This window comes from Streptomyces sp. NPDC059994, from assembly GCF_042737755.1.
Taxonomy (GTDB): Bacteria; Actinomycetota; Actinomycetes; order Streptomycetales; family Streptomycetaceae; genus Streptomyces.
On the sequence record NZ_JBHWUR010000003.1, the window covers coordinates 43,446 to 68,727 of the forward strand.

At 72.7% G+C, this 25,282-nt stretch carries 26 protein-coding genes and 2 pseudogenes; 10 read left to right on the forward strand and 18 right to left on the reverse strand.

Translation table 11 applies throughout. The features are described 5' to 3' along the window. Window positions 1-140 precede the first annotated feature (140 nt). From ACFWA7_RS02830 to pqqA, 8 genes are read right to left on the reverse strand one after another with little or no spacing between them, the layout of a single operon-like run. On the reverse strand, window positions 141-386 hold the full coding sequence (locus tag ACFWA7_RS02830) for a hypothetical protein (protein ID WP_385820468.1): 246 nt from the start codon (window positions 384-386) through the stop codon (window positions 141-143). Next, window positions 332-3,700, reverse strand: a complete 3,369-nt coding sequence (locus ACFWA7_RS02835) for a glycosyl hydrolase family 28 protein (protein WP_385820470.1) — start codon at window positions 3,698-3,700, stop codon at window positions 332-334. Before ACFWA7_RS02835 ends, ACFWA7_RS02830 begins: the two co-directional genes overlap by 55 nt. After that, window positions 3,697-4,956: a glycoside hydrolase family 105 protein gene (locus ACFWA7_RS02840; protein ID WP_385820607.1), complete on the reverse strand. Its 1,260-nt coding sequence runs from the start codon at window positions 4,954-4,956 to the stop codon at window positions 3,697-3,699. The genes ACFWA7_RS02835 and ACFWA7_RS02840 overlap by 4 nt, the downstream gene beginning before the upstream one ends. An 11-nt stretch (window positions 4,957-4,967) precedes the next feature. Then, window positions 4,968-6,080 (reverse strand): pyrroloquinoline quinone biosynthesis protein PqqE, encoded by a 1,113-nt coding sequence (pqqE, locus tag ACFWA7_RS02845; RefSeq protein ID WP_385820609.1) that lies wholly within the window; start codon window positions 6,078-6,080, stop codon window positions 4,968-4,970. Then, window positions 6,077-6,343, reverse strand: a complete 267-nt coding sequence (gene pqqD / locus ACFWA7_RS02850) for a pyrroloquinoline quinone biosynthesis peptide chaperone PqqD (protein ID WP_385533305.1) — start codon at window positions 6,341-6,343, stop codon at window positions 6,077-6,079. Before pqqD ends, pqqE begins: the two co-directional genes overlap by 4 nt. Beyond that, complete coding sequence (pqqC, locus tag ACFWA7_RS02855; protein ID WP_385820472.1) at window positions 6,340-7,098, reverse strand: pyrroloquinoline-quinone synthase PqqC; 759 nt, start codon at window positions 7,096-7,098, stop codon at window positions 6,340-6,342. The genes pqqD and pqqC overlap by 4 nt, the downstream gene beginning before the upstream one ends. Next, window positions 7,095-8,018 (reverse strand): pyrroloquinoline quinone biosynthesis protein PqqB, encoded by a 924-nt coding sequence (gene pqqB / locus ACFWA7_RS02860; RefSeq protein WP_385533299.1) that lies wholly within the window; start codon window positions 8,016-8,018, stop codon window positions 7,095-7,097. The genes pqqC and pqqB overlap by 4 nt, the downstream gene beginning before the upstream one ends. Before the next feature lie 10 nt (window positions 8,019-8,028). Continuing rightward, window positions 8,029-8,139, reverse strand: a complete 111-nt coding sequence (pqqA, locus tag ACFWA7_RS02865; RefSeq protein ID WP_385820474.1) for a pyrroloquinoline quinone precursor peptide PqqA — start codon at window positions 8,137-8,139, stop codon at window positions 8,029-8,031. A 296-nt stretch (window positions 8,140-8,435) separates the two neighbouring features. Between pqqA and ACFWA7_RS02870 the strand changes: the two genes are divergently transcribed. After that, window positions 8,436-9,275, forward strand: coding sequence for an aldo/keto reductase (locus ACFWA7_RS02870; RefSeq protein WP_385820476.1), 840 nt, complete (start codon window positions 8,436-8,438; stop codon window positions 9,273-9,275). A gap of 106 nt (window positions 9,276-9,381) precedes the next feature. Here ACFWA7_RS02870 and ACFWA7_RS02875 read toward each other — a convergent pair. From ACFWA7_RS02875 to ACFWA7_RS02885, 3 genes and pseudogenes are all read right to left on the reverse strand, one after another. Continuing rightward, window positions 9,382-9,642, reverse strand: a pseudogene (locus ACFWA7_RS02875) (DUF1905 domain-containing protein); the annotation flags it as partial. A 110-nt stretch (window positions 9,643-9,752) separates the two neighbouring features. Next, window positions 9,753-10,700, reverse strand: a complete 948-nt coding sequence (locus ACFWA7_RS02880; protein ID WP_385533290.1) for a class I SAM-dependent methyltransferase — start codon at window positions 10,698-10,700, stop codon at window positions 9,753-9,755. Then, a complete protein-coding gene (locus tag ACFWA7_RS02885; RefSeq protein WP_385820478.1) occupies window positions 10,697-11,683 on the reverse strand; it encodes a cupin domain-containing protein in 987 nt (328 codons plus the stop codon). Before ACFWA7_RS02885 ends, ACFWA7_RS02880 begins: the two co-directional genes overlap by 4 nt. 116 nt (window positions 11,684-11,799) lie before the next feature. On the opposite strand from ACFWA7_RS02885, the gene ACFWA7_RS02890 reads away from it, so the two are divergent. Further along, window positions 11,800-12,702 (forward strand): NmrA family transcriptional regulator, encoded by a 903-nt coding sequence (locus ACFWA7_RS02890; RefSeq protein ID WP_385820480.1) that lies wholly within the window; start codon window positions 11,800-11,802, stop codon window positions 12,700-12,702. Between the two features lie 225 nt (window positions 12,703-12,927). Beyond that, a complete protein-coding gene (locus ACFWA7_RS02895; protein WP_385533281.1) occupies window positions 12,928-13,806 on the forward strand; it encodes a sigma-70 family RNA polymerase sigma factor in 879 nt (292 codons plus the stop codon). A 35-nt stretch (window positions 13,807-13,841) separates the two neighbouring features. Here ACFWA7_RS02895 and ACFWA7_RS02900 read toward each other — a convergent pair whose 3' ends face one another. Then, window positions 13,842-14,153, reverse strand: coding sequence for a 4a-hydroxytetrahydrobiopterin dehydratase (locus tag ACFWA7_RS02900; RefSeq protein WP_371655595.1), 312 nt, complete (start codon window positions 14,151-14,153; stop codon window positions 13,842-13,844). 78 nt (window positions 14,154-14,231) lie between these two features. On the opposite strand from ACFWA7_RS02900, the gene ACFWA7_RS02905 reads away from it, so the two are divergent. Next, window positions 14,232-15,245, forward strand: a complete 1,014-nt coding sequence (locus ACFWA7_RS02905) for an NAD-dependent epimerase/dehydratase family protein (protein WP_385533275.1) — start codon at window positions 14,232-14,234, stop codon at window positions 15,243-15,245. Between the two features lie 7 nt (window positions 15,246-15,252). On the opposite strand, the gene ACFWA7_RS02910 is transcribed toward ACFWA7_RS02905, so the two are convergent. Further along, a complete protein-coding gene (locus ACFWA7_RS02910) occupies window positions 15,253-16,365 on the reverse strand; it encodes a sensor histidine kinase (protein WP_385533272.1) in 1,113 nt (370 codons plus the stop codon). Window position 16,366: 1 nt separating this feature from the next. Then, window positions 16,367-17,128 (reverse strand): response regulator transcription factor, encoded by a 762-nt coding sequence (locus ACFWA7_RS02915; RefSeq protein WP_385820483.1) that lies wholly within the window; start codon window positions 17,126-17,128, stop codon window positions 16,367-16,369. Window positions 17,129-17,244: 116 nt separating this feature from the next. Here ACFWA7_RS02915 and ACFWA7_RS02920 point away from each other — a divergent pair, with 116 nt between their 5' ends. From ACFWA7_RS02920 to ACFWA7_RS02930, 3 genes are read left to right on the forward strand one after another with little or no spacing between them, the layout of a single operon-like run. Next, entirely contained in the window at window positions 17,245-17,964 is a 720-nt protein-coding gene (locus ACFWA7_RS02920; protein WP_385533267.1) for a glycosyltransferase family 2 protein, read from the forward strand. Next, on the forward strand, window positions 17,961-18,635 hold the full coding sequence (locus ACFWA7_RS02925; RefSeq protein WP_385820485.1) for a DUF2064 domain-containing protein: 675 nt from the start codon (window positions 17,961-17,963) through the stop codon (window positions 18,633-18,635). The genes ACFWA7_RS02920 and ACFWA7_RS02925 overlap by 4 nt, the downstream gene beginning before the upstream one ends. Beyond that, window positions 18,632-19,291, forward strand: coding sequence for a class I SAM-dependent methyltransferase (locus ACFWA7_RS02930; protein WP_385820487.1), 660 nt, complete (start codon window positions 18,632-18,634; stop codon window positions 19,289-19,291). The genes ACFWA7_RS02925 and ACFWA7_RS02930 overlap by 4 nt, the downstream gene beginning before the upstream one ends. Window positions 19,292-19,356: 65 nt before the next feature. On the opposite strand, the gene ACFWA7_RS02935 is transcribed toward ACFWA7_RS02930, so the two are convergent. The 3 genes from ACFWA7_RS02935 to ACFWA7_RS02945 are packed head-to-tail and all read right to left on the reverse strand — an operon-like array spanning window position 19,357 to window position 21,645. Next, window positions 19,357-20,046, reverse strand: coding sequence for a putative Ig domain-containing protein (locus ACFWA7_RS02935; RefSeq protein ID WP_385820489.1), 690 nt, complete (start codon window positions 20,044-20,046; stop codon window positions 19,357-19,359). Between the two features lie 34 nt (window positions 20,047-20,080). Next, window positions 20,081-20,485, reverse strand: a complete 405-nt coding sequence (locus tag ACFWA7_RS02940) for a hypothetical protein (RefSeq protein WP_385820491.1) — start codon at window positions 20,483-20,485, stop codon at window positions 20,081-20,083. After that, complete coding sequence (locus ACFWA7_RS02945) at window positions 20,485-21,645, reverse strand: molybdopterin-dependent oxidoreductase (RefSeq protein WP_385533255.1); 1,161 nt, start codon at window positions 21,643-21,645, stop codon at window positions 20,485-20,487. Before ACFWA7_RS02945 ends, ACFWA7_RS02940 begins: the two co-directional genes overlap by 1 nt. Window positions 21,646-21,817: 172 nt before the next feature. Here ACFWA7_RS02945 and ACFWA7_RS02950 point away from each other — a divergent pair, with 172 nt between their 5' ends. Further along, window positions 21,818-23,200 (forward strand): glycosyltransferase 87 family protein, encoded by a 1,383-nt coding sequence (locus ACFWA7_RS02950; RefSeq protein WP_385820612.1) that lies wholly within the window; start codon window positions 21,818-21,820, stop codon window positions 23,198-23,200. A 3-nt stretch (window positions 23,201-23,203) separates the two neighbouring features. Further along, window positions 23,204-24,007, forward strand: a complete 804-nt coding sequence (locus ACFWA7_RS02955) for a helix-turn-helix domain-containing protein (protein ID WP_385533252.1) — start codon at window positions 23,204-23,206, stop codon at window positions 24,005-24,007. On the opposite strand, the gene ACFWA7_RS02960 is transcribed toward ACFWA7_RS02955, so the two are convergent. Next, on the reverse strand, window positions 23,997-24,377 hold the full coding sequence (locus ACFWA7_RS02960; protein WP_385533249.1) for a nuclear transport factor 2 family protein: 381 nt from the start codon (window positions 24,375-24,377) through the stop codon (window positions 23,997-23,999). The genes ACFWA7_RS02955 and ACFWA7_RS02960 overlap by 11 nt on opposite strands. A gap of 154 nt (window positions 24,378-24,531) precedes the next feature. Between ACFWA7_RS02960 and ACFWA7_RS02965 the strand changes: the two are divergent. Then, window positions 24,532-25,192, forward strand: a pseudogene (locus tag ACFWA7_RS02965) (beta-galactosidase); the annotation flags it as partial. Window positions 25,193-25,282: the final 90 nt, after the last annotated feature.

The window sequence follows — 25,282 nt, forward strand, 5'->3', positions numbered from 1 at the left end:
CCTTCCGAGGGAGAGTTAGGAAAGCTTCCTAACCAACACTGCATAGCAGTGCCTGAAGCGCCTGTTGTCAATGCCTTGCGAGGGCCCAACTTCCGTTCGCGGGCAGCCTGTTGGGACACTTGCGGTGGGAGTGCCCGGGATCATCCCCGGCCGGTGCGGCCCGGGTTCGCCGTGTTGACGGACGTGGGCCCGACCCTGATCAGCCAGGTCTCACCGGGACGCGGGGTCGCGCTGTAGCCGTCCGCCGGGCGTGACGTAGAACCCGAGTCGCACTTCTGGTAGAAGTCGTCGAGGCTGACGTACAGGAACCCGTGGTCCTTGGGGCCGCCGCTCACCATCGCGTCGGCCCGCGCCTTGAACTTGGCCTCGGTGGGGGTGCGCCGCACGAACAACCAACCGGACCGGCCCATCGCCGGTCTGACGGCCAGTCCGTTGCCGGAGGGGGGACCGACGCCGTGGCTGCCGGGGCGGAGCCCGCGTACGCCGAGCCCAGCCAGGTCTCGTCGATGCGCAGGCGCTTGTAGCGGGTGGTGTCGGAGGAGGCGGCGTAGGTGCTGGTCACTTCGAGGCGGACGTGGCGGGTCGTGGCCGCCGGGATGCCGATGACCGCGACGCCCCGCGCACTGGGCAGCGTGCCGGACTTCACCGGGCTCCCCCAGTTGCTCCCGTCCGCGCTGACGTACACCTTGTATCCCTTGACGCGCGCCGACTGCTCGGTGTCGGAGCGCGCGTAACTCACCGAGTCCTCACGCTGGTTGATGCCCAGGTACTGGACCTTCTTGGCCGAGCCGAGGTCGTAGTCGAGCCGCACCGGGAGGGTCTTGTCGCTGTCCCAGTACGTCAGATGGCTGCCGTCGGCCGCGGCCGCCGCCCCGTGACCGCTTGCCGAGGCACTGGCGGTCAGGGTGTAGCTACCGGCCGGGATGATCCCGGTGCGCCCGGCCGTGGTGACCTTGAAGACGGTGTCGTACGGGTCCCAGCCGCCCAGGCCACTGAGGGTGAGCGTGCCGCCGGACTGGCTGTACGGGATCGCCGCGCCGGTGCGGAGGTTGGTCACCCCGGTCACCCGGTAGCCGTTGTCGCGCAGCTTGAGGGTCGAGGTGCTCGGCGGGGTGATGACGTGGACGTACTGCCGGTCGGGGTCGGTCTTGCTGATGGTGGTGACGCCGTGGGCGCCGTCGTTCCAGAACCCGGGCTTGAGCCCGCCGTACAGATAGCCGCCGCCCTCGACTCCGTGCAGCGACTCCCAGACGGGGCTCAGATAGCCGTTGGCGAAGTCGTTGAAGGAGGCCTGGTTGGACGGGAACTTCCCGTTCACCTGGGCCGTTTCCGCCATGAGGGCTTTCACCGACGACCCGGCGTTGGTGACGAGTCGTCCCAGGGTGAGCTTCTTGTCGACACTCGGATTCGATCCGTCGTACCACCAGGCGCCGGTGGACGGCAGTTTGAAGTCGGCCTCGGTGAGCCGCGGCTGCGCCGTGTAGACCGCCTGCGGATAGTCGTAGGCGGGACTCATCCCGGTCTTCTGCTCATTGCTGATCATATCCATGATCGGTGTGTCTTCGTTGTTGTTGCTGAGTGTGAAGGAGGGGCGTTTCTGCTGGATCTGGGCATACAACTGGTGGCTCTCCCAGTAGGCGTTGTCGTTGTCGATCCAGAAGCCGCCGAGGTCGGGGTAGCGGTCCATGACCTCGAAGAAGTTGTCGTAGCCGAACTGCCCGAACCCGTCGCGGGTGGTCAGGTCGACAGAGCTGCCCTTGTACGAGGAGTAGGCGGCGGAGTCCAGCCACTCATGGCCGCCCTCGTTGTGCCACTGGGGGTCGTCGGTCATATAGAGGATGGTCTTCAGGCCCTCGGCCTTGGCCGCCGCGATCAGCTCGCCCAGGAAGTCCCGCTTGGTCGAGCAGCTGCCGGGGATCTTCGACGGCCAGGGGCGGGCGTAGCCGAGACGGCTGTGGAAGGTGGCGAGGACCAGATACTGCGCGTGCAGCTTCTGCGCCTCCCTCACCCAGTAGTCCGGGGTCCAGCCGCCGCTGGTGACGTCCGACTCCCAGGCCGAGCAGCTGGTGTGCGCGGGCGCGGTCCGCTCGCCCCAGTGCAGGAAGAGCCCGGAGGTCGAGGCGCGCAGGAAGTCCTGGCGCGGGTTGTCGAGGTGGGTCGCCTCGTCGCGGGGCGCGGTGGGTGTGCACGAGGGGGTGGAGCCGGAGTCGGCGGTCCGCAGGGCGCCGCCGGAGGTGTTCGCGCTGTCGGCGACGCAGTAGCCGCCGACGCTCTGGAAGCCCAGGTCGTGCGGGCTGCCGCTGCCGCGCTGTGCGGTGAACCGGGTGAACCTCACCGGGCCGCCGCCGTTGGCGATGACAGCGGGGCGCCCGTCATTGGCGGTGAACCGCACCGAGCTGTCGGTGAAGGAGACGTTGTCGGCGTTGTGCAGATACCAGCCGTAGGCGGGGCGGATGCCGATGCTGTCCGGGTTGTAGTCCGTGGCGGTGTCGCTCGGTACGCCGGTCGACATGGCGGCGCTGCCGCCGGGCACGGTGAGGTCGACGTGGGTGAACGTCACACCGTTGATGTGGTTCGCGCCTGACTCGCCCCACAGGGTCGGACTGAAGGAGGGGCTGCTGCCGGTCGCCGTGATGTTGTCGTACGTGACGTTGGCGATGTGCCCCACGCCGGGGTTGTCGCCGCAGCGTTTGCGGGTGCCGGTCTTCAGCATGATCGGCGAGTGCACGTTGGTCATGGTGATGTCGCGGTAGTGGACGTCGCTGATGTCGGCGCCGTCCATCGTCACCATGCCGAGGCCCGACTTGTTCGCGCCGTTGATGGTGATCGCCTGGAACTGGTAGTCGGTGAAGTCGCCGCAGGTCTCCGAGCCGAACATCAGCGCGTTGCAGCACCTCGCGGACAACTTGCCGCCCTGGACGGTGACATGGCCGTTGGGCAGCTTGGCGCCGAGGGCGTAGTCGCTCTTGAAGACCAGGGCGTCGTCGTTGGCGGCGATGTCGGCGCGGGTGATCGCCACATGGGTGGTGCTGATGATGTTCCAGCCGTCGCGGTCGCTCGCCGTGTCGATGTGCAGCCGGTCCGAGGTGACGTGCGAGCAGCCGTTGATCAGGGCGGCGAAGTGGCCGCCGCGCCGTAGGGTGATCCCGCCGCCCAGGGTCAGCCCGTCGCACCTCGTCAACGAGATGATCTTGTCGGCCTGGCCGGACTTGGGGTTGCCGGTGATGAGGTTGCCGCCACCGTCGATGACCCCGGCGCCGGTGAAGCCGATGTTGGCGAGCCGGTCGCCGTAGATCATGGCGTTGTGGAAGTGGCTGTGGCCGTAGTCCTGGTACCTGTCGTACGGATTGGACTCGGGCGCGTCGTACTTGCCCGCGCCCGACCCCTTGAGCGTCGCCCCGGAGTCGAGCTGCAGGGTGACATCGGACTTCAGATGGATCGTGTTCTGCGACCTGTACGTGCCGGACGGGAACCGCACAGTGCCGCCGCCGGCCGCGTTGGCCGCCGTGATCGCCCTGTCGACGGCCGGGCTGTCATTGGCGGACCCGTCACCCTTGGCGCCGAAGTTCCTGACGTCGAACTCGGCAACCGCCGCGGTTGGTTGGGGGCGCGAGGCCGTCGGGGCTGCGAGGGCGGTGGGCTGGACGAGCGCGAGCAACGCGGCCACGACGAGGCCGAGCAGCGCGGAGCATCTCTTCACCTGTCCTCCTCCAGTTGCTCGTTCATGACCAGGAAGGCGCCGAGGCCGTGGAGGTCGTTGGTGGCCCGGGTGCGTGCGGTGTAGTAGGCGTAGTCGCCGACGTTGGTGCCGATGGAGATGTCGGTGAGGTCGGTCCGGCCGTCCGCGCCGAGCGAGATCTTGGCGAGGACGCCCCGGTAGCCGCGCTGGGCGACCATCTCGTAGCGCGGGTCGATGTAGCCCTGGCGGACCGCGCGGTCCAGCGCGTAGGTGAACATGCTGGAGCAGGACGTCTCGGTCCAGTTGTCGGACCTGGCCCCCTTGTCGACGACCTGGAACCAGCGGCCGGTCTTCGGGTCCTGGTAGCGCTCAAGACCGCCTGCCAGGTCCCGCAGATACGTGAGGAGCTCGGCGCGCCGGGGGTGTCCGGCGGGTATCGCGTCCAGGACGGCGACGATCGCCATCGAGTACCAGCCGATGGCGCGGCACCAGTGCTCGGGGGCGAGCCCGGTGGACTTGTCGGCCCAGCCCGCGGTGCGCGACTCGTCGTACGCGTGCCTCAGCAGGCCGCTGGAAACCTGCAAGTGGCTGCCATGGACGGCGAGTTGTCTGGCCGCCTCGTCGTTGGCATACGTGGAGTCGCCGAACTCCTTGCCGTACTCGACCAGGAACGGATTGACCATGTACACCCCGTCCGCCCACAGCTGATGGGCGCGGCTGCTGCTGTCGGCGTGCCAGAAGCCGCCGTCGGCGGTGCGCGGGTAGGTGTTCAGCCGGTCGCGGATCTTCTGGGCGGCGATCCGGTAGCGGTCCTGCCCGGTCTCGTGGTGGAGGATCACGAGCAGCCGGCCCGCCTGGATGCTGTCGAGGTTGTTGAAGCTCTGCCCGATCCTGCCCGAGCTGTCCACGAACCGGTCGACGTAACTCTTGATGTACGTGAGCAGCTTGGGATCGTGGGTGCGCTGGTAGACCTGGTACTGGCCGAAGAGGTAGAGCCCGACCGGGTACGACCAGCCGCCGATCGACGACGGGGTGAAGCGGGCCATCGTCGACTTGGTCAGGGCGACCGACCAGTCCGTGGCCCGGACATCGGACCGCTGGACCGGCCGGTGCTGAGCGGCCGTGGCGGGCCCGGTGGCGGTGGCCCCGATCCCGCCCGCCGTGAGCGCGGCGGCCAGGACGGCCGTGAGCAGGCGGGGAGCCCGGCGGGAGTCACGGCGGGGGGCGCGGGAAGGGGGGTGGGGGGCGCGGTGGGGGGCGCGGTGGGGGGCGCGGATTCTCGTCATGGTCACCTCATGGGGACGTCGGGGGGGGAGGACCGGAACGAACGGGGTACGGGCAGGGGCGCCGGTGTCGCCGCGGGGGTGCGGCGGGCCGTGAACTCCTGGACGAGGTGATGGTCGGGGGCGCGGTGGCAGGCCGGGTCGGTGCGGGCCGGGTCACCGGTCAGCGCGTACGCCTGGCAACGGCAGCCGCCGAAGTCGGTGGTGCGCAGCTCGCAGCCGCGGCAGGGGTCGGGCATCCAGGCGGTGCCCCGATAGGCGTTGAACGCCGGGGACTCACGCCAGATCCACTCCAGCGGCCGGTCCCGGACATTGGGCGGGTCGAGGCCGGGCAGCGATGCGGCGGCCGGGCAGGGCAGCACGGTGCCGTCGGGCGCCACGGTGAGCGAGACCGCGCCCCAGCCGCCCATACAGGCTTTCGCGGCGCCGTCGAAGTAGTCGGGGACGACCCAGACGAGCTCGACGCGCCCGGCGAGCCGCTCCCTCCAGCGGTCCACCGCCACCCGCGCGCGCTCCAACTGGTCGCGCTCGGGCAGGAGGTGGTCGCGGTTGAGCAGGGCCCACCCGTAGAACTGGGCGTTGGCCAGCTCGATGCGGTCGACGCCCCAGGCGAGCCCCAGCTCGACGAGGGCGTCAAGGGCGTCCAGGTTGTCGCGGTGCAGCACCACGTTGAGCCCCAGCGGCAGCCCCGCCTCCCGCACCAGGGCGGCGGCCCGCTCCTTGGCGGCGAAGGAGCGGCGGCCCGCGAGGCGTTCGGACGCCCGCGCGTCGGCGTGCTGCACCGACAGTTGGACGGCCCGCAGCCCTGCGTGCACGAGAGCGGCCAGGCGCTCCGCGTCCAGACCGATCCCGCTGGTGACGAGCTGGGTGTAGATCCCGGCCGCGTCGGCGGCGGCGACGATCTCGGGCAGGTCGCGGCGCAGCAGCGGCTCGCCGCCGGACAGATGGGTGTGGACGACGCCCAACTCACCTGCCTGGGCCATGACTTGGCGCCAGCCATCGGTGTCGAGCTCGCGGGTACGGCGCACCAGCTCCACCGGGTTCGAGCAGTACGCACAGCGCAGCGGGCAGCCGTGGGTGAGCTCGGCGAGCAGCGCCCAGGGCGGGTCCACGGTCATCTCAGCCACCCCTCGTCCCGTAACTTGCCGAGGAACACCGGGACTTCGTCGGCCACGGGCGCACCCGGGAAGCGCGCGCCGAGCTCGTCGACGATGCCCTGCACGTCATGGCGGCCGTCGCACAGCCGCACGATGTGCCCGGCGGGGCCGCGCAGTACGACGACGCGCTCGGGCAGCACGAGCAGATCCGCGCCGCGCACCCGGTCGTGGCGCAGCAGCACGGACCGGGAGAGCACCGGCCGCCAGGTGCCGGTGCGACTCATGGCGCACCCCCGGGCGCGCCCGCTTCCCGGGACTCCCGAGCTCCGCCGCCTTCCACCGCGTCGAGCAGCGACCACAGGACGTCGCACTTGAAGGCGAGCGCGGCGACGGCCCGTTCCTGCTGCTCGCGGGTGCGCGCCCAGGCCTTGACGAGGGCGAGCGCCTCGCCGCCGTCGCGGCCGCCCTGCTCGATCCGGGTACGGAAGTACGTGAGCCCGTCGGCCTCGATCCACGGATAGTGCTGCTCGAACGCCTCGATGCGGGTGCGCATCAGCCCCGGCGCGGAGAGTTCGGTGAGCGAGGCGGCGACGGCGTCGAGCAGCGGCCGCAACCGGCAGAAGTCGACGTATCCGTCGACCGCGAGGCGTGCGCCCGGAAGCACTTCGGCGCCCGAGGTGAGCCGTTCCCGGCCGATCCCGGCGGCCTCCCCCAGCCGCAGCCAGCGCTCGATCCCGCCCTCGCCGTCCCGCGCCCCGTCGTGGTCCTGGACGCGCCGCAGCCACGTCCGCCGCAGAGCGGGTGTGTCGAACTTGGCGAGGATGTGGGCGTCCTTGACGGGGATGTGCCGCTGGTAGTGGAAGCGGTTGACGATCCACCGCCGCAGCTCGTCGGGGCGCAGCTCGCCCTGGTGCATCCGTACGTTGAAGGGGTGCCGGTCGTGGTAGCGCGCATCGGTGACGGCGCGGAGCCGGGACTCCAACTCGCTTGCGCTCCAGGGCGGTTGAGTGACATCGACAGGGTTTACGGGGGAACTCATATCTCGATCACCATCCGCTCGGCGGCGACTTCGAGCCCCAGCGCGGCGAGCCGGGCGTGCTCGGCCGCGCCGGGGTCCGTGAGGGGGTTGGTGTTGTTGAGGTGGGTGTAGAGGCACCGGCCGCGCACCCCGGCGAGCCGGGGGGCGGTGCCGTCGGGCCCGTCGATCGGCAAGTGGCCCATGGAGGTGGCGGTGCGGGACGAGATTCCCGTGCGTACGGGTTCGTCGTCGTCCCAGAACGTGCCGTCGGCCAGGACGCAGTCGGCGTCCTCGACGGCCTTCTGCAGGGCGTCGGGCCAGGCGGCGAGAGCGGGGGCGTACACCACGCGGGCCCCGGTGGCGGGTTCGTGAAGGTACAGGGCGACGACCCACGAGAGGTCGTCGGGGGCCTCGTCGCCGGGCGAACCCGGCAGCGGGGCGAGTCCGGTCGCGTAACGCGGTCGTTTGGCCGAGACGGGCAGCGCGCTGATCTCGACGGCACCGCCGAGGAGGCGGGGCTGTGGCCCCAACTCCCGCCATTCCAGCGGGGTGTACGGCCCGAGGACGTCGCCGAGGCGCAGTCCGTCCAGCAGTGCGTGCCGTACGGGCGGGGTCGCCCACACCTCGACTGCGGCACGGGCCTCGCGGAGCCGGGCGATGCCGAGGGTGTGGTCGAGTTCGGCGTCCGTGAGGACGACACCGGCGACGGGGGTCTCCCGGAGGGCCGGGCCGGGGTGGAGGGCGGGAGCGGCCTCGATCTGGTCGGTGAGGTCGGGGCCCGCGTTGACGACGTACCAGCGGTGGTCGGCCACCCGTACGGCCAGTGACGCGTGGCGGCGGCGCCGGTGCGGGTGGGCGCGTGCCCCGGCACAGCCGGGGCACGCGCAGTTCCACTGGGGCAGTCCGCCGCCCGCCGCGGTGCCCAGCACCTGCAGCAGCATGGCGGTGGGTCTACCGGTCGGTGAGGGCGTAGGCGGTGACTTCCAGCGCGGTCTCGACGACCACATAGTCCGGAGTCACCCAGACCGGTGTTTCCTCCGATGTTTCTTTGCCGTCGTTCATGGGGGTGTACCTGCCTTTCCTGTCTTCATGGGGGGGGTGGGGCTCAGAAGTGAACCCCTGTACGGCATATGCGGGGACAGGACCGGACACGGCGTTCACAATGATGTACCGCGTTCAGTTATGTGCCATAGAGTTGCGTCTTGATGGAGCGCGGTCAATGGTCTGAACCGAGAAGGTCGGATCTGTAGCACAGAGATCTGGCCACGATCGCCTCGCGGCGTTCCCTGGGAATGGTTCCGTCCGCCCGATCGTTGACGCTTCGAGTACGAAACCGACGACGTAAGGATCGACCGCTCGTGAGCAAGGTCCCCTCCATCACCCTCAACAACGGCGTCGAGATGCCGCAGCTCGGTTACGGTGTCTGGCAGGTGCCGGACCACGAGGCCGCGCAGGCGGTCACGACCGCGATCGAGACCGGGTACCGGTCGATCGACACGGCCGCGATCTACGAGAACGAAGTGGGCACCGGCAAGGCGATCGCGGCGTCCGGAGTGGCCCGCGAGGAGCTCTTCGTCACCACGAAGCTGTGGAACGACGCGAGCGAGACGTGGACGCGCGACGGCGTCCTGCGCGAGTTCGACGCCTCCCTGTCGAAGCTGGGCCTCGACTACGTCGACCTGTATCTGATCCACTGGCCGCGCGCGATGCGCGACGACTACGTGACGATCTGGAACGCGTTCGGCGAGATCGCCAAGAGCGGCCGCGCCAAGGCGGTCGGCGTCTCCAACTTCAAGGAGCCGCAGCTGCGCCGGATCATCGACGAGTCGGGCGTGGTCCCGGCGGTCAACCAGGTCGAGCTCCACCCGCAGCTCGCCCAGGCCGACCTGCGCGCCTTCCACGCCGAGCACGGCATCGCGACCGAGGCCTGGTCGCCGCTGGGCCAGGGCAAGGGACTGCTCGAAGTCCCCACGATCGTCGCGATCGCGCAGAAGTACGCGAAGACCCCGGCGCAGATCGTGCTGCGCTGGCACCTCCAGCTCGGCACCATCGCCATCCCGAAGTCGGTGACGCCCTCGCGCATCGCCGAGAACTTCGACGTGTTCGGCTTCGAGCTCGACACCGAGGACATCACGGCGATCGCCGCCCTCGACGAGGCCAAGCGCCTGGGCCCGGACCCGGACGACTTCGACTTCTGAGGCCGGGACCAGGCCGAGGCCGTGACGTTGCCCGCCGCCCGGACAGTTCCGCTGTCCTGGCGGCGGCCATCGCGTCGTACGGAGTCCCGCCGGCGCGTCGGTCCGTCAGGCGCTCCTCCAGCCGGACGGTGACCGTGTCCCCCTCCTCCTTGCCGATGGCCTCGCGCAGATCCGCCTTGACGGGCAGCTTGTGCGTCCCGTCGCCCAGCGCCATGAACGAGCTGCGGAACGGCCGGCCGTCGACGGTGCCGCGCACCTTGACCAGGCCCCGGGTGCCGAAGAACTCGACCGACTCGGGCCACACCACGTACGTCCAGCCGCCGCTCCCCGGACTCTTGCGCAAGACGGCGGTGAATTCCTTGTCCATGCCCGGCTCCCGGTCCGTTCGCACGCTCTCCGGTCGCACACGCTCCGGTCCGTACGAGTAGGACCGCCTCCGGCGCCGGAACTCATCGCGGGAGCCGGTCAGCGCCGCTGTCAGCCCGCGCGCCGGGCCGTGTGGACCGACCTCGCCGCGAGGAGGAACGCGTCCGGGCGCCGTGCCAGGCCGGCCTCGTCGGCCGGGTCGACCAGGCGCCGCAGCACCGCCGCGTCCTCCGTCGACAGCTGCTCCCCCACCGTCTCCGAGTGCCGGGTGAACGCGGTCACCACCTGCTCCCGTACGGCCGGGTCCAGCGGCGCCGGGAAGTCGACGAGGAAGCTGCGGGTGGCCGGTGAGGTCAGCCCCACGGACGTGAGCAGCGCCGCCCAGTCCTCGGTCTCCTCCTTGGCGTCCGGCAGCTCCGCCCGCATCCGCGCGAACCGCTCGTCCACCAGCACGTCGATCCTGGCCTCCAGACCCGGCTGTCCCATGCCGATGTCGCGGGGCAAGTGGCGCGTGGGCAGCCCGCCTTCCGCGAGGGCCACCGTGCCACCCGGCCGCAGCAGGCCCGCGAAGCCCGCGAGCGCGGCCCGCTGGTCGCCCAGGTGGTGCAGCGAGTTGCCCGCCCAGACCAGGTCGGCTTCACCCAACACGCCGAAGTCGTCGGGGAGTTCCGCCTCGATCGTACGGACGCGGTCCGCCAGGCCCAGGTGCTCCGCGCGGGCCAGCGCGTGGCCGAGGAGCGCCCGGTTGCCGTCCACGGCGACGACCTCCGCCTGCGGGAAGACCTGCGCGAGCAGACAGGTCACGACGCCCGGGCCGCTGCCGATGTCGAGGATCCGGCGCACCTGCGCGCCGGGCCGCTGCGCGCCGATCCAGGCCGCGGCCTCCCGGTACGCCCCCGAGAACAGTTCGGCCTCGCCCACCAGGAGCGGGAGCAGGGCCTCCCAGTCGAAGTCGGTCCAGCCGTCGCCGTGGGCATGGCCGTGGCTGTGGCCGTGGGTGTGACCCCGGTGGCCGTCGTGCTGGCTGTCCTGGCCGTCGTGGCCGCGCGAGTCGCTCATGGCTCCACCCTGCCCCCGGCCGCCCCGGAGTCGGGAATCCCTTTGCCGGTTCGGCAATTCGTCCGGTGCTCCTGCGGGCTGACGCCGCGCACCCGCTTGAACGCGGCGCTCAGCGCGAACGCGCCCCCGTATCCCACCTGTCTGGCGATCGCCTCGACCGTCGCGTCGCTCTCGCGCAGCAGGTCCGCCGCGAGCGCCAGCCGCCAGCCCGTGAGGTACGCCATCGGCGGCTCCCCCACCAGCTCCCCGAACCGCCGGGCCAGACCGGCCCGCGAGACCCCGCACTTCGCGGCGAGCGCGGCGACCGTCCACGGGTGTGCGGGCTCGTCCTGGAGCAGCCGCAGCGCGGGCCCCACCACCGGGTCGCCCATCGCCCGGTACCAGGCGGGCGCGTCGGCGCCCGGCCGGTTGAACCAGGCCCGCAGCACCGCGATCAGGAGCAGGTCGAGCAGCCGGTCCAGGACGACGCTCTGGCCGGGCTCGTCCCTGGAGATCTCCTCGTCGAGCAGCGGCATCACCGAGCAGTTCCACTCCTCGGCCGTGAGCACGAGCAGCGGCGGCAGCGCGTCGAGCAGCCGCCCGCTGATCTCACCCGCCATCAGATACGTGCCGACGAGCATGGTGGCCGAGCCGTCGGCGGCGTTGCCCCAGGTCCGTACGCCCAGCTCCATCGACTGCGCCAGCGGCTCGCCGCGCAGCGTGGTGCACACCCCGCCCGGGCCGATCCTGGCGGACGGCTCGGCGTCCGGCGCGTGGGCGACGGTGTACGGGTCGGGGCCGCGCGCGACGACGATGTCACCGGGCCGGGCCAGGACCGGCCGCCCGGAGTCCGGGACGATCCACGCCTCGCCCCGCGTCGTCGACATCAGGCAGATGGGCGCCCGGTCCTCGATCCGTACGGACCACGGCGGCTCCATCACCATCCGCAGCAGAAACGCCCCTCGGGCGCGGGGACCGTCCAGCAGTCCGGCGAGTGCGTCCATGGCCGCGAGCCTAATCGGAGCCCCGTCGCAGCGGTGGGCGGGCCCGTAGACGCAGACGTATGCGCATGAGCCCCTGAAGCATGGAGAGTCGGGACCGCGCCCACGAGGCTGGACGCATGACGAACACAGAGCTGAACACGACTCAGAACACGACCAGCACGACTCAGAACACGCTCACCACGTCCACCACGCCGAACACCCCGGGGACCGTGCTGGTGACCAGCGGCACCGGCAAGACCGGGCACCGGGTCGTCGAGCGGCTCACCGCGCTCGGCGTGCCGGTCCGCTCCGGCTCGCGCAGCGGCGAGGTGCGCTTCGACTGGGCGGACGAGTCGACGTGGGGACCCGCGCTCGCGGGTGCGGACGCCGCCTATGTGACGTACTTCCCGGACCTCGCGGCGCCCGGCGCGGTCGAGGCGATGCGGACCTTCGGCGGACTCGCCGTCCAGCACGGTGTGCGGCGCCTGGTGCTGCTCTCCGGGCGCGGCGAACCGGCGGCGGTGCTGGCCGAGGACGCGCTGCGCGAGTCGTGCGCGGACCTCACGGTCGTACGCGGCGCCTTCTTCGCCCAGAACTTCAGCGAGGGCGCGATGACGGAGGGCGTGCTCGCGGGCGAGATCCCGTTCCCGGCGGGCGAGACGGCCGAGCCGTGGGTGGACGCCGACGACATCGCCGACGTCGTCGTCAAGGCCCTCACCGAGGACGGGCACGCGGGGCTTGTTCATGAGTTGACGGGTCCTCAGCTGCTGACCCTCGCCGAGGTCGCGGCGGAACTGTCGGCCGCGACCGGCCGGGCGGTGCGGTATGTGCCGATGTCCGGGGCGCAGTACGCGGAACTGCTGGTGCAGTACGGTCTCGACGAGGGGGAGGCGCGGTGGCTCGCGGAGCTGTTCACGACGCTGCTCGACGGGCACAACTCCTCGACCACGGACGGCGTCAAGCGCGTCCTGGGCCGTGAGCCCAGGGCGTTCGCGGACTTCGCGCGGGACGCGGCGGCGGCCGGCGACTGGCAGGGCTGAGCCCGGCGTCGAGCACGCCTCCAGTACCCCTCCAGCGCCTCACCACCCGCCTCAACTGTTGATCTCAGGCCAAGTGGCCGAAACTTGCCGTGACCAACACCACGCCCTCCGTGAGCGTCCGATTACCGCAATCGGGGCCTGCCGTCGGGTAGCCGCCATTCCTTCGGACTAGGTTTTCGTCTGTCACCGCATTGACGACACGCCGCAACGAAGGAAGCTGAACCGATGGACGAGAACGAATCCCTGGCGGAGCGTTTCGAGGAGAACCGCCCGCGCCTGCGGGCGGTCGCCTACCGGATGCTCGGCTCACTGAGCGAGGCGGAGGACGCCGTCCAGGAGGCCTGGTTGCGGGCGGCCAGCTCCAGCGAGGGTGTGGAGAACCTGAGCGGCTGGCTGACCACGGTCGTCTCGCGGGTCTGCCTCGACATGCTGCGCTCGCGCCAGGCCCGGCGGGAGGATCCGCTCGACGTCCATGTGCCCGACCCGATCGTGGACCGCCCGGACCGGGTGGACCCCGAGCACGAGGCGCTGCTGACCGACTCGGTCGGGCTCGCCCTGCTCGTCGTCCTCGACACCCTGGCCCCGGCCGAGCGGCTGGCGTTCGTACTGCACGACATGTTCGGCGTGCCGTTCGAGGAGATCGCGCCGATCGTGGACCGCGCCCCGGCGGCCACCCGGCAGCTGGCCAGCCGGGCCCGCCGCCGGGTGCAGGGCCGGGCCGTCCCCGACCCGGACCTGAACCGGCAGCGCAAGGTCGTCGACGCGTTCCTCGCGGCGGCGCGCGGCGGCGACTTCGAGGGCCTGCTCGCCACGCTCGACCCGGACATCGTGCTCCGGGCCGACTACGGGCCGGGCTCGCTCACCCCGTCCAAGACGGTGCTCGGCGCCCACGCCGTGGTCCAGAACGCGCTGTCCTTCGCCCAGTACGCCCAGTTCGCCCGTCCGGCGCTGGTCAACGGCGCCATGGGGGTGGTCAACGCCCCGGAGGGCCGGACGATGGCGGTGCTCGGCTTCACCGTCCGGGACGACCGCATCGTCGAGATCAACATCCTCGCCGACCTGGAGCGCCTGGCCGCTGTCGACGTGGCGGCGCTCGACGCCTGACCCCGGCGCCTCCCGGGGCCGTGAGCCCCGGGAGGTCAGCCCGCGCCGTGGCCGGAGGCGATCGCCTCGACGCGGTGGGCGAGCTCGAAGTCCTTCTCGGTCACCCGGCCGCCCGCGTCGTGGCTGTTCACGGTGAGCGCCACCGTGTTGTAGCCGAGCGTCAGGTCCGAGTGGTGGTTCAGCTCGTCCTGGATCTGGGCGATATGGATGACCATCGCGGTGGCCGCGAAGTGCGAGGCGAGCCGGTAGGTGCGGGCGAGGCGCTCCTCGCCGTCCGGGACCGACCAGCCCGGCAGTTCGCGCAGGCGGTCCTCGATGTCCTTCTGCGACAGCGGCTCAACGGGCATGGCCGGACTCCTTACGAGGTGGTGACGGTGCGGGGTGGAGCGCGGCATCTCCGGCTCCGTCTCCGTAGCGTCGCCCTTATGCGTGTACTTGTCACGGGAGGCGCGGGCTTCATCGGCTCGCAGATCGTCTCGGCCCTCTCCGCCCGGGGCCATGAACCAGTCGTCCTGGACCGCGCGGTCCGGCCCGGCGACGACGTCCGCGACCGGGAGGCGGTCACCAGGGCGCTGCGCGGCGTGGACGCCGTCTGCCACCAGGCCGCGATGGTCGGCCTCGGCACGGACTTCTCCGACGCGCCCGACTACGTGGCGTGCAACGACCTCGGCACGGCGGTGCTGCTCGCCGTGATGGCCGAGGGGGGCCCGCGGGACCTGGTGCTCGCCGGGTCGATGGTGGTGTACGGGGAGGGGCACTACGAGTGCCCGCGCCACGGCCCCGTACGCCCCGGGCCCCGGCCGTACGAGGAGCTGGCGGCCGGGCGCTTCGAGCCGCTGTGCCCGCGCTGCGGCGCGGAGCTGGCGCCGGGCCTGGTCGGTGAGGACGCGCCCGCGGACCCGCGCAATGTGTACGCCGCGACCAAACTGGCCCAGGAGCATCTGACGGCCGCCTGGGCGCGGGCCACCGGCGGCCGTGCGGTGTCGCTGCGCTACCACAACGTGTACGGGCCGGGGATGCCCCGCGACACCCCGTACGCGGGGGTCGCCTCGTTCTTCCGCTCGGCCCTCGCGCGCGGCGAGGCGCCCCGGGTCTTCGAGGACGGCCGCCAGCGCCGGGACTTCGTCCACGTACGCGATGTGGCCGAGGCGAACGCGGTGGCCCTGGAGGCCCTGCACGAGCGCCCGCCGGGGACCCTCACCGCGTACAACACGGGCAGCGGGACCCCGCACACGGTGGGCGAGATGGCCGAGGCGCTGGCCGGGGCGTACGGCGGGCCCGCGCCGGTGGTGACGGGCGAGTACCGGCTCGGGGACGTCCGCCACATCACGGCCGACTCGGCGCGGCTGCGGGAGCAGCTCGGCTGGCGGCCGGCGGTGGGGTTCGCGGAGGGGATGGCGGAGTTCGCACGGGCGGAGCTGCGCCCGGCCACCGGCTGACGTTTCGTCAGGAACGGGCCGCCGGGAGGACCAGTTCGAAGCGGCAGCCGCCGTGCACGTTGTGGACGGCGGCGCTGCCCGCGTGGGCCTCGACGATGCCCCGCACGATCGCGAGGCCCAGGCCCGCGCCGCCCGGCGGGGTGCGCGCCTCGGTGCCGCGCCAGCCGGTGTCGAAGACGCGGGTCAGATCGTCGTCGGGGATGCCGCCGCAGCCGTCCGTCACCGAGAGCACCACCGACTCCGCGCGCGCCTCGGCCGCGACCGCGACCGTGCCGTCCGCCGGGGTGTGCCGGATCGCGTTGACCAGCAGGTTGGCCAGGACCCGGGTCATCTCCTTGCCGTCCACCTCGACCGGGACCGGCTCGACACGCTCGCCGACCAGCCGTACGCCGTGTTCGCGGGCGAGCGGGTCGGCGCCCGCCAGCGCGTCCCCGACCAGGTCGTGGACGGACATCCGGGCCGGGTTGAGGGTGAGCGCGCCGGCGTGGATGCGGGAGAGCTCGAAGAGGTCGCCCACCATGCCGTTGAGTCGCTCGACCTCGGTGCGGATCTGCCGGAAGTAGCGCTCGGGGTCCTTGGCCATGCCGTCCTCCAGGGCCTCGGCCATCGCCCGCAGCCCCGCGAGCGGGGTGCGCAGATCGTGCGAGATCCAGGCGACGAGCTCGCGGCGGGAGGTCTCCAGAGCGCGTTCGCGCTCGCGGGAAGCGGAGAGCTTGGCGCTGGTGGCGGCCAGCTCGCGGCTGAGCGCGGCGAGTTCGGCGGTGGCCGGGCCCGCGGGCGCGGCAAAGCTGCCGCCGTCGCCGAACGAGCGGGTGGCCAGGGCGAGTTGACGGCTGCTGGCGACGACCCGGTGGCCCAGGATGAGCGCGGTGGCGAGCGAGACGGCCGCGGCCATCGCGATGACCAGGGTGACGACCTTCAGGTCGTGCGAGGACAGGAACATCTCCCAGGCCACCGCGAGCGTCCCGGCGAGCATCGCGCTGACCGCGACGGCGGCCACCACGGCGAGCGAGGCGGTGACCGAGCGGTGGCGCAGCAGACGCAGCGCGAGGGCCCCGAGCAGGCCCGCGGCGGCGGCGCCCAGGAACGCGTACACGGCGATGAGCAGGACATCGCTCACGTCAGACCTCCTCTCCGGCGAGGCCCGTGCCTTGCGGCTCACCCTCGCCCTCACCCGCGCCCTCGCCCGCGCTCTCCGCCTCGAAGCGGTACCCGACGCCCCACACCGTCCGGATGAGCCTCGGCTTCGCCGGGTCGTCCTCGACCTTGCCGCGCAAGCGCCGCACATGGACGGTGACGGTGGACAGGTCACCGAACTCCCAGCCCCACACATCACGCATCAGCCGCTCGCGGGTGACGGCCTCGCCCGGGTGGCTCATCAGATAGGCGAGGAGGTCGAACTCCCGCAGGGTCAGGGCGAGTTCGGCGCCCTGCTTGGCGGCGCGGCGGGCGGCCGGGTCCAGGACGAGGCCCGCGCGCCGCACCGGCGGTCCCGGCCGGGCGGCGGCGGCCCGGCCGCGGCGCAGTACGGAGTCGACGCGCAGCACCAGCTCGCGCGGGCTGAACGGCTTGGTGACGTAGTCGTCGGCACCTATCTCCAGGCCCAGGACGCGGTCGTCCTCGTCGCCGCGCGCGGTGAGCATGATGACCGGTACGGGGCCGGTGCTCCGCAGCGTGCGGCAGACCTCCAGGCCGTCCATGCCCGGCAGCATCAGGTCGAGGACGACGAGATCGGGCCATCGCGCACCGGCCGCGCGCAGGGCGGCGGGGCCGTCGCCGACGTGCTCGACCTCGTACCCGGCGCGTTCGAGGTAGCCGGTGACCACCTCGGCCACCGTCGGGTCGTCGTCGACGACGAGGATGCGGGACTGGGCGTTGTGCATGGCGACAGCGTCGCATCCGGCGGGTCCCCGCGTCGCCACCCGGATGGCCGACCCGGGACGACGTCCCTGTTTCGTAAGAACCCGAAGTCCCGATTTGTCCGCCGCGCCTTCGTACCGTGAGGGGCGTGACCGACTCGATCCCCACGACGGTGGACGTCGTACTGCCCTGCCTCGACGAGGCCGGGGCGCTGCCCTGGGTGCTGGCCAGGATCCCCGAGGGCTGGCGGGCCGTCGTCGTCGACAACGGCTCGACGGACGGCTCGGCCGAGATCGCCCGCGCGCTCGGCGCGACCGTGGTGCACGAGGACCGGCGCGGCTTCGGCGCGGCCTGCCACGCCGGGCTGCTCGCGGCCCGGGCCGAGTACGTGTGCTTCTGCGACTGCGACGGCTCGCTCGACCCCGGACTCCTCGCGCCCTTCGTACGGGAGGTGGCCGCCGGTGACGCCGACCTCGTCCTGGGGCGGCGCAGGCCCACCGCGCGCGGGGCCTGGCCACCGCACGCGCGCGCCGGGAACCTGGCCCTGTCCAGGATGCTGCGCCGCCGCACCGGGCTGCGCCTGCACGACCTGGGCCCGCTGCGGGCGGCCCGGCGCGCGCCGCTGCTCGCGCTCGGCGTCGCGGACCGGCGCAGCGGCTATCCGCTGGAGATGGTGGTGCGCGCGGCGGACGCCGGATGGCGGGTGCGCGAGCACGACGTGCCGTATCTGCCGCGCACCGGCAAGTCGAAGGTGACCGGCACCTGGCGGGGCACCTGGCAGGCCGTACGGGACATGCGCGCGGTGCTCGCCCTGCCGCCCGGGCCGTCGCTCCCCGCCACGGCGGCGGGTGCCCGGTGACGGGGCGGGGCGCGCCGGTCACCCTCCTGGTGATCGCCAAGGCGCCGGTGCCGGGCCGGGTCAAGACGCGGCTGACCCCGCCGTACTCCCCGGAGGAGGCCGCGCGGATCGCCGAGGCCGCGCTCGCCGACACGCTGGACGTGGTGCTCGCCGCACCGGCCCGGCGCCGGGTGCTCGTCCTCGACGGGGCGCCCGGTCCGTGGCTCCCGCCGGGCATTGAGGTCGTCCCGCAGTGCGCGGGCGGCCTGGACGAAAGGCTGGCGGCGGCCTTCGCGCTCGATCCGGGTCCGGCCCTGCTCATCGGCATGGACACCCCGCAGGTGAGCCCGGCCCTGCTGGCGCCCGCCCTGGCCGGCTGGGGGCCCGGCGAGGCGTGGTTCGGCCCGGCGGCCGACGGCGGCTTCTGGTCGCTCGGCCTGACCGCCCCCGACCCCGCGCTGCTTCGCGGGGTGCCCATGTCCGTCCCCGAGACGGGCGCGGTCCAGCGTCGGCGGCTCGTGGGCGCGGGGCTCACCGTGCACGAGCTGCCGCCGCTGCGGGATGTCGACACCGCGGCCGACGTGGGTGAGGTCGCGGCGCTCGCGCCGGGCGGCCGGTTCGCGCGGGCCGTGGCCGCGTGCGCGGGCGGCTCCTTCACGGCGGTCGCCGGGGCGCGGGGCGACGCGCGATGACCACGACCGCCGTGCCCGCCGCACTCGCCTGGCGGGCCGATCCGTACACCGCCGCCCTGCGCAGCGGGCGAGGGCCGCTGTTCCTGCACCGCCAGGACGGGTGGCTGCTGCCCCTTGAGGTGGAGCGGTGGTGTGCGGCGCCGGACCCGGCCGACCTGACCGTGCTGCGGCGGTGCCGGGGCGCCGCGCTCGACATCGGGTGCGGACCCGGGCGTCTGGTGGTGGCGCTGGCCTCGCTCGGTACGGCCGCGCTCGGCGTCGACGTGAGCCCCGAGGCCGTCCGCCGCACCCAGCGCTCCGGCGGCAGCGCCCTGTGCCGGTCGGTCTTCGACCCGCTGCCCGGCGAGGGCCGCTGGCAGACCGTGCTCCTGCTCGACGGCAACGTCGGCATCGGCGGCGACCCGGCCGCGCTGCTCGCACGGGCGGCCCAACTGGTGCATTCCGATGGGCAGTTGATCGTGGAGGCGGCGCCCTTCGACGTGGACGAGCGCGTGGAGGTGCGGGTGGCCGACGGCCGGGGCGCCTTCGGGTCGGGCTTCCCCTGGTCGCGGCTCGGCACCGCCGCGCTGCTGCGGTACGCGCACGCCACCGGCTGGCGGGCGGCCGAGCGGTGGACGGCCGCCGGGCGCCCGTTCGTCGTGCTGCGCCGGACGTGAGTGCGGGGGCGCGGGCCCGGACTCTGGGTGGGAGTCCGGGCCCGGCCCCTTTCACCGTGGGGGGATCAGCTGAGGTTCAGCGCCGTGTCGTCGACGACGAACGACGTCTGCAGGCTGGAGTCCTCGGTGCCGTTGAACTTGAGGGTCACCGTCGACCCGGCGAGCGACGACAGGTCGAAGGTCTTCAGCGCGTAACCGGAGTTCTTGTTGAGGTTGGAGTAGCTGGCCAGGGTGGTCGAGCCGGCCGTCACCGTCAGCTTGTCGTAGGCGGTGGAGGTGGTCGACTCGCCGGTGTCGATGTGCAGGTAGTACGTCAGCGTGGCGTGGCAACCCTGCGGGATGGTCACCGTCTGGGAGAGCGAGTCGGTGTGCGTCGACCCGTAGCCGTCCAGCCAGGCCTTCCATGAGCCGGAGTGCGCGGGCTCGCTGCTGCTGTTGTCGATCACGCCCGCCGTGGCCGACCAGGGCGCGGCCGAGCCGGTCTCGAAGCCGGGGTTGCCGAGCAGCTGGGCGGGCCGGCAGCCGCCGCCGGGCTGGGTGACGGTCCAGCTGAACGAGGTGCTGCCGGTGGCGGTGGTGGTGTCCCGGGCGGTGACGGTGACGCCGGAGGTGCCGGCGGCCGTCGGGGTGCCGGAGATCAGGCCGGTCGAGGAGTTGATGGACAGGCCCGCCGGGAGACCCGTGGCGCTGTACGTCAGACTCTGGCGGTCGCTCCCCCGAGTTCTCGGCTTCGCTCGAACAGGGGGGACCCCCATCCGGCGGAGCCGCGCTTGTCACAGCCCCGCGCCCCTAACGGGGCCCCCGGCGTCGCCCGGCCTGCACTCGCCTGACGACCAGCACCAGCCCTGTCGCGATCGCGACCACCCCCAGCAGCACCAACCAGTTGCGCACGTAATCCAGCGGCAGCACCGTCGCATTGTTGTGCGGGCCGGGGCGCAGGATGTCCGGGAGGGCGATCGCCGTGAGGCAGCCGGCGGTTACCAGGGCTGCCCGCAGCGGGCCGCGCACCCCGGGGCGGGCCGCCGCCACGCCCAGGCCGACGAGCAGCACCAGCGGTGCGATCAGCCCGTCGTGCAGCACGATCGCCCCGACCAGCCACACCGCCACGTCCCACGGTGACTGCGCCCACACCAGCGACACCCCGAGCCCCATGGTGGCGACCCCGAGCGCGCCCACCGCGTACCGTCCCACCATCACCGCACCTCCAGTCGCGTGACCCACTTGGTCTGGAGCACCCCGGGCCGGTTGGGGGCGATGACGCGGGCCGGGTAGCCGTGGTCGGGGGTGAGCACCTGCCCGTTGAGCCGCAGCGCGAGGAGGGTGAGCGGGTCGCGCGCGTAGGTGCGGCCCATGTCCATCACGCGGTACGCGCCGTGCTGTTCGAGCGAGACGACCCGCAGCGCGGACCCGGGCGCCCCGGCCCGCTCCGTGAGGTCCTTGATCCGTACACCGGTCCAGTGCGCGTTCTTGCTCCACCCCTCGACGCACGCGATGGGCAGCTCCACCTCGTACTGGGGCAGCGCGGCCAGTTCGTCGAGCGTCAGCTCGTACGGGCGCGGCCCCAGCACCGTCAGCCGCCAGGCCGCCGTGTCCACCCGGGTCGTCCCCGCGGCCGCCGCCGTGCGGTTGACGGGCAGGCCAAGCGGGCCGTGGCCGGGGTGGCGGGGTGCCAGCAGGTCGAGGTCCGCCAGCGGGGTGAGGGACTGGCCGACGGTCGTCACGGTGACCGCACCCACCGCCACCGCGAGCCCGGTGAGCAGCGAGCGCCGGTCGGGCGCGCTCTCCGGCTCCGTCGGCAACGCGCGCGTGGCGGCCGAGCGCCGCCACCAGTACGCCTTGATGTCCGGCCACTTCACCGCCAGGTGCAGCAGCAGAGCGCCGGTGAGGAGCCAGCCGACCGCGAAGTGGACGGGAACGAAGCTGAACGGCCACGGGTACCACTGCACGGTGTTGAGCAGCCCGGTCAGCAGCTCGAAGACCGCGCCCGCGACGAGCACCGCCACCGAGAGCCGCTCCAGCGCATGCCGTACGCCGTTGAGCGCGGGCCACACGAACAGCTTCGGGTAGACGGTCCACAGCTTGCCGAAGAGCAGCGGGATCGCGGCGATGCCCACCCCCACGTGCAGGCCCTGGTTCAGCCGGTATCCCCAGCTGGGACGGGCGGGCAGGTCGTCAGCCAGCCAGCCCGGCGGGTGCTGGAGGTAGTGGCTCAGCACGCCGGTGACCATGCAGACCAGCATGGCCACGCCGAGCAGCCTGCCGATCGCCGTCGCCGTGCGCCTGTCGTGCAGCCCGCCCCTGAAGGACGGCAGCAGCGCCGACGGCGGCGGGGGAAGCGGGAGTCGTGACTTCATGTCTCCATGACATCCCCGGAGCGCCCTGAACAGGGCTCCTGACACCTTACGGTTCACGGACGCGTCGTGCGCTGGGCCGTCCGGGCACCTGTCGGCCTGCGAATGTGGACGGGTGATCGCTCCGCGTACCACCACCGCCCCGGCCGCCCCGCCGGCCGACGCACCGGCCGCCCTGCGCCGCTCGGCCCCGACGGCCGTGCTGCTGGCCGCGCTGACCGCCGTGCTCGTCCTGACGGTCGTCGAGGACGGCTACTACTTCCACCCGGGCACGCTCTCCTGGTGGTATCTGGCCTGCTGGCTGCTGTTCGCGGCGGCCGCCCGGTCGCTGCGCCGGGCCCCGGCCCGCCACCGGACCGGTCTGGTCCTGGCGGGCGGGGTGCTGGTCGCGGCGACCGGCCTGGCGGCGCCGCCGACCACCAGCACGGACATGTTCCGCTACGCCTGGGACGGCCGGGTGCAGGCGGCCGGGATCTCGCCGTACGACCACGCCCCCGCGGACCGGGAGCTGGCCGGGCTGCGCGACGACTGGCTGTTCCCCAGGGGCGCGGCGTGCGAGGGCCCGGACCGGGCCCGGTTCGGCGAGCCGGACCGCTGCACCCGCCTCAACCGCCCCAAGGTGCACACCATTTACCCGCCGGTGGCCGAGGCGTACTTCCTCGGCGTCCACGGGCTCTCCCCCGTCGCCGCCCGCCACAAGCCGCTCCAGCTGGGCGGCGCCGTGCTCGCCGTCGCCACCACGGGCGTCCTGCTGCTGGTCCTGCGGCGGCGCGGGGACGACGTGACACGGGCGGCGTACTGGGCGTGGTGCCCGGCGGTGCCGATCGAGGCGGTGAACAACGCGCACGTGGACGGGCTGGCGGTGCTGTTCGCGGTGGCGGGGCTCGGCGCGGTCGCGGTCCGCCGCCGGGCGGCCGGGGGCATGCTGATCGGCGCCGGGACCGCGGCGAAGATGCTGCCCGCCGTGGTGCTGCCGGGTGCCCTCGCGGGCGTGCTGGCGGGGCGCCGCCCGGACTGGCGGCGCGCGGCGACCGTCCTCGTCCCGGCCACCGTGTGCGTGGCGCTCTCCTACCTCCCGTACGTCCTCGTCTCGCACGCGTCCGTCTTCGGCTATCTGGGCGGGTACGCGGAGGAGGAGGGGTACGACGACGCGTCCGCCCGCAGCCGTTACGGGCTGCTGCGGCTGGTCCTCCCGGACTCCTGGGCACTGCCCGCGGCACTCGCCCTGGTGGGGCTCGTCGTCCTGTACGTGCTGCGCCGGGGCGATCCGGAGCGCCCCTGGAGCGGCGCCCTGCTGGTCCTCGGCTGGGCGTTCTGCCTGATGACGCCCGGCTATTCGTGGTACGCGCTGCTGCTCGTCGCGCTGGTGGCCCTGGACGGCCGCTGGGAGTGGCTGGCGGTCGCCGCCGCGGGAGCCGTCTGTTACGTGACGGCGTGGGCGATGCCGCACTCCTTCGACATCGTCAGGACGAGCGCGTACGCGGTGGCGACGGCGATCGTGCTGGCCGGGTGGGGGGTGCGGCGCCGGGCGCTGTCAGAGGCCCGGGTTAGTGTCTGAGGTATGACGACAACTGCCGCGATCGACACGGGAGTAGGGCCGATGCTGCGCGGCTGGCGCGAGCAGCGCAGGATCAGCCAGCTGGAGCTGGCCCTGCGCGCCGACTCGTCCGCGCGGCACATCAGTTTCATCGAGACCGGCAGGTCGCGCCCGAGCCAGGAGATGATCCTGCGCCTCGCCGAGCACCTGGAGGTGCCGGTCCGCGAGCGCAACGCCCTGCTGCTGGCGGCCGGCTACGCACCGCAGTTCGCGGAGACGTCCCTGGACGACCCGTCCATGGGCGCCCTGCGCGAGGCCATGGAGCGGCTGCTGCGGGGGTACGAGCCGTTCCCCGCGCTGATAGTCGACGGCACGTATACGGTCCTCGCGGCGAACCGGGGCATCGCGATGCTCGCCGAAGGGGTGCCCGAGCGGCTGCTCGCTCCCCCGCTCAACGCGATGCGTCTGACCCTCCACCCGCAGGGCCTGGCGCCGCGCATCCGCAATCTGCGCCAGTGGCGCGGCCATCTGTTCGAGCAGATGGAGCGCCAGATCGCCCTGATGCGCTCGGACGCCCTGCGCGAGCTGTACGAGGAGGTCGCGGCGCACCCCGTGCCCGAGGCGGCGGACGAGGACACCTCCGACCACGCCGTCTTCCCCTTCGCGCTCCCGCTGCGCATCGAACACCGGGGCACGGTCCTGTCGTTCATATCGACGATCGCCACGTTCAACACACCGATGGACGTGACCGTCTCCGAGCTGGCCATCGAGACGTTCCTGCCGGCCGACCCGGAGACGTTCGCCTACCTCCAGTCGTTCACACCGTAGGCGGTACGCGGTCGAGGAATCCGGCCACGGTGGCGACCCGGCCGTCCTCGGCGAGCGTGATCACATCGGACCCGGCGACCGGCGCGGACCCGTCCGCGACCGAGACCAGCTCCCAGCGGAACCGGGCCAGGTCGTGGTGCCCGTCGACGGCCCCGTCCAGGCGGAACTCGAAGCCGGGGAACTGGGCGTGGGCCCCGCCGATCACCGCGGCTATGGCCTCGTGCCCGGTGACGTCGGCCAGCGGGTCGGTGTAGCTGCCGTCCGCGCTCCAGGCGGCCTCGACGGCCTTGGCCAGCTCCTCGGCCGAGCCGGTGGCGTTCCACGCCTCGAAGTAGCGGGCGACGGCGGTCTCGTAGCGGTTGTCGGACATGGAAATCAGCCTCCGGAAAGGACGGGAATCAAGGACTCAAACGGTGGTGGAACCGGGCCCCGGCCGGAGTGCGCCGCCCGGGACCCGATGGCTCCACCTTGCCCTGCGGGGGTGGTGGGGGTCGATTACGTGCGAGGTAATGCGGCCCGCCGCGGCCCTCGGCGCCATGGCGGTCACCGGGTTGCGCCTCGACGTATGGCGCGCGCGCCCACCGACAACGACGAAGGCGCGCCCTGGCAGCCCGATCTGCGGCACGGGCCGCGCTGGCGCGAGTTGGGGCTGTTCCGTATGCAACACCGTCCGGGCGCGGCGGAGTTGACCGGGGACGCGCTGGTCGTGCGCACCCGTGTGGCCCCGGCGGCTGCCCGAGGTGGTGCCCGTGAGGCCGAACCGGATGCCGAGCCGGGGCAGCGGCACCCGCCACTCACCCTACGGTGTGACCTCGGCGGTCGGACTGTGGCAGACGGATGCGGACGCCCTCCAGACACCGTACGTCCGGCCGCAGGAGAACGGGGCCCGGGCCGGCGTCCGTTGGGCGGAGATCGGGGGGCTGCGCGTCGAGGGCGACCCGGAGTTCTGGTTCACCGCACGGCGCTGGACGACCGAACAGCGCGATGAGGCACGGCACTTGACCGGTCTCGTCCCGGGCGACACGGTCTGGGTCCCGCTCGACCACCGCCAGCACGGCATCGGCTCCCAGTCGTGCGGCCCGGGTCCAGCTTCCACAGCACCAACTCCACCCGGAACCGTCAGGGTTCACCTTCACCTTCACCTTCACCTTCACCTTCTCCGAACCCTGCGAACTCTCCGACTGACAGGGCGGACGAGATCGCGCGCGGGCGACCCCGGGTCGCCCGCGCGCCTCGCGCTGCCCGGGCCTCCTCCGTCCCCCGTTCGGCCGTACC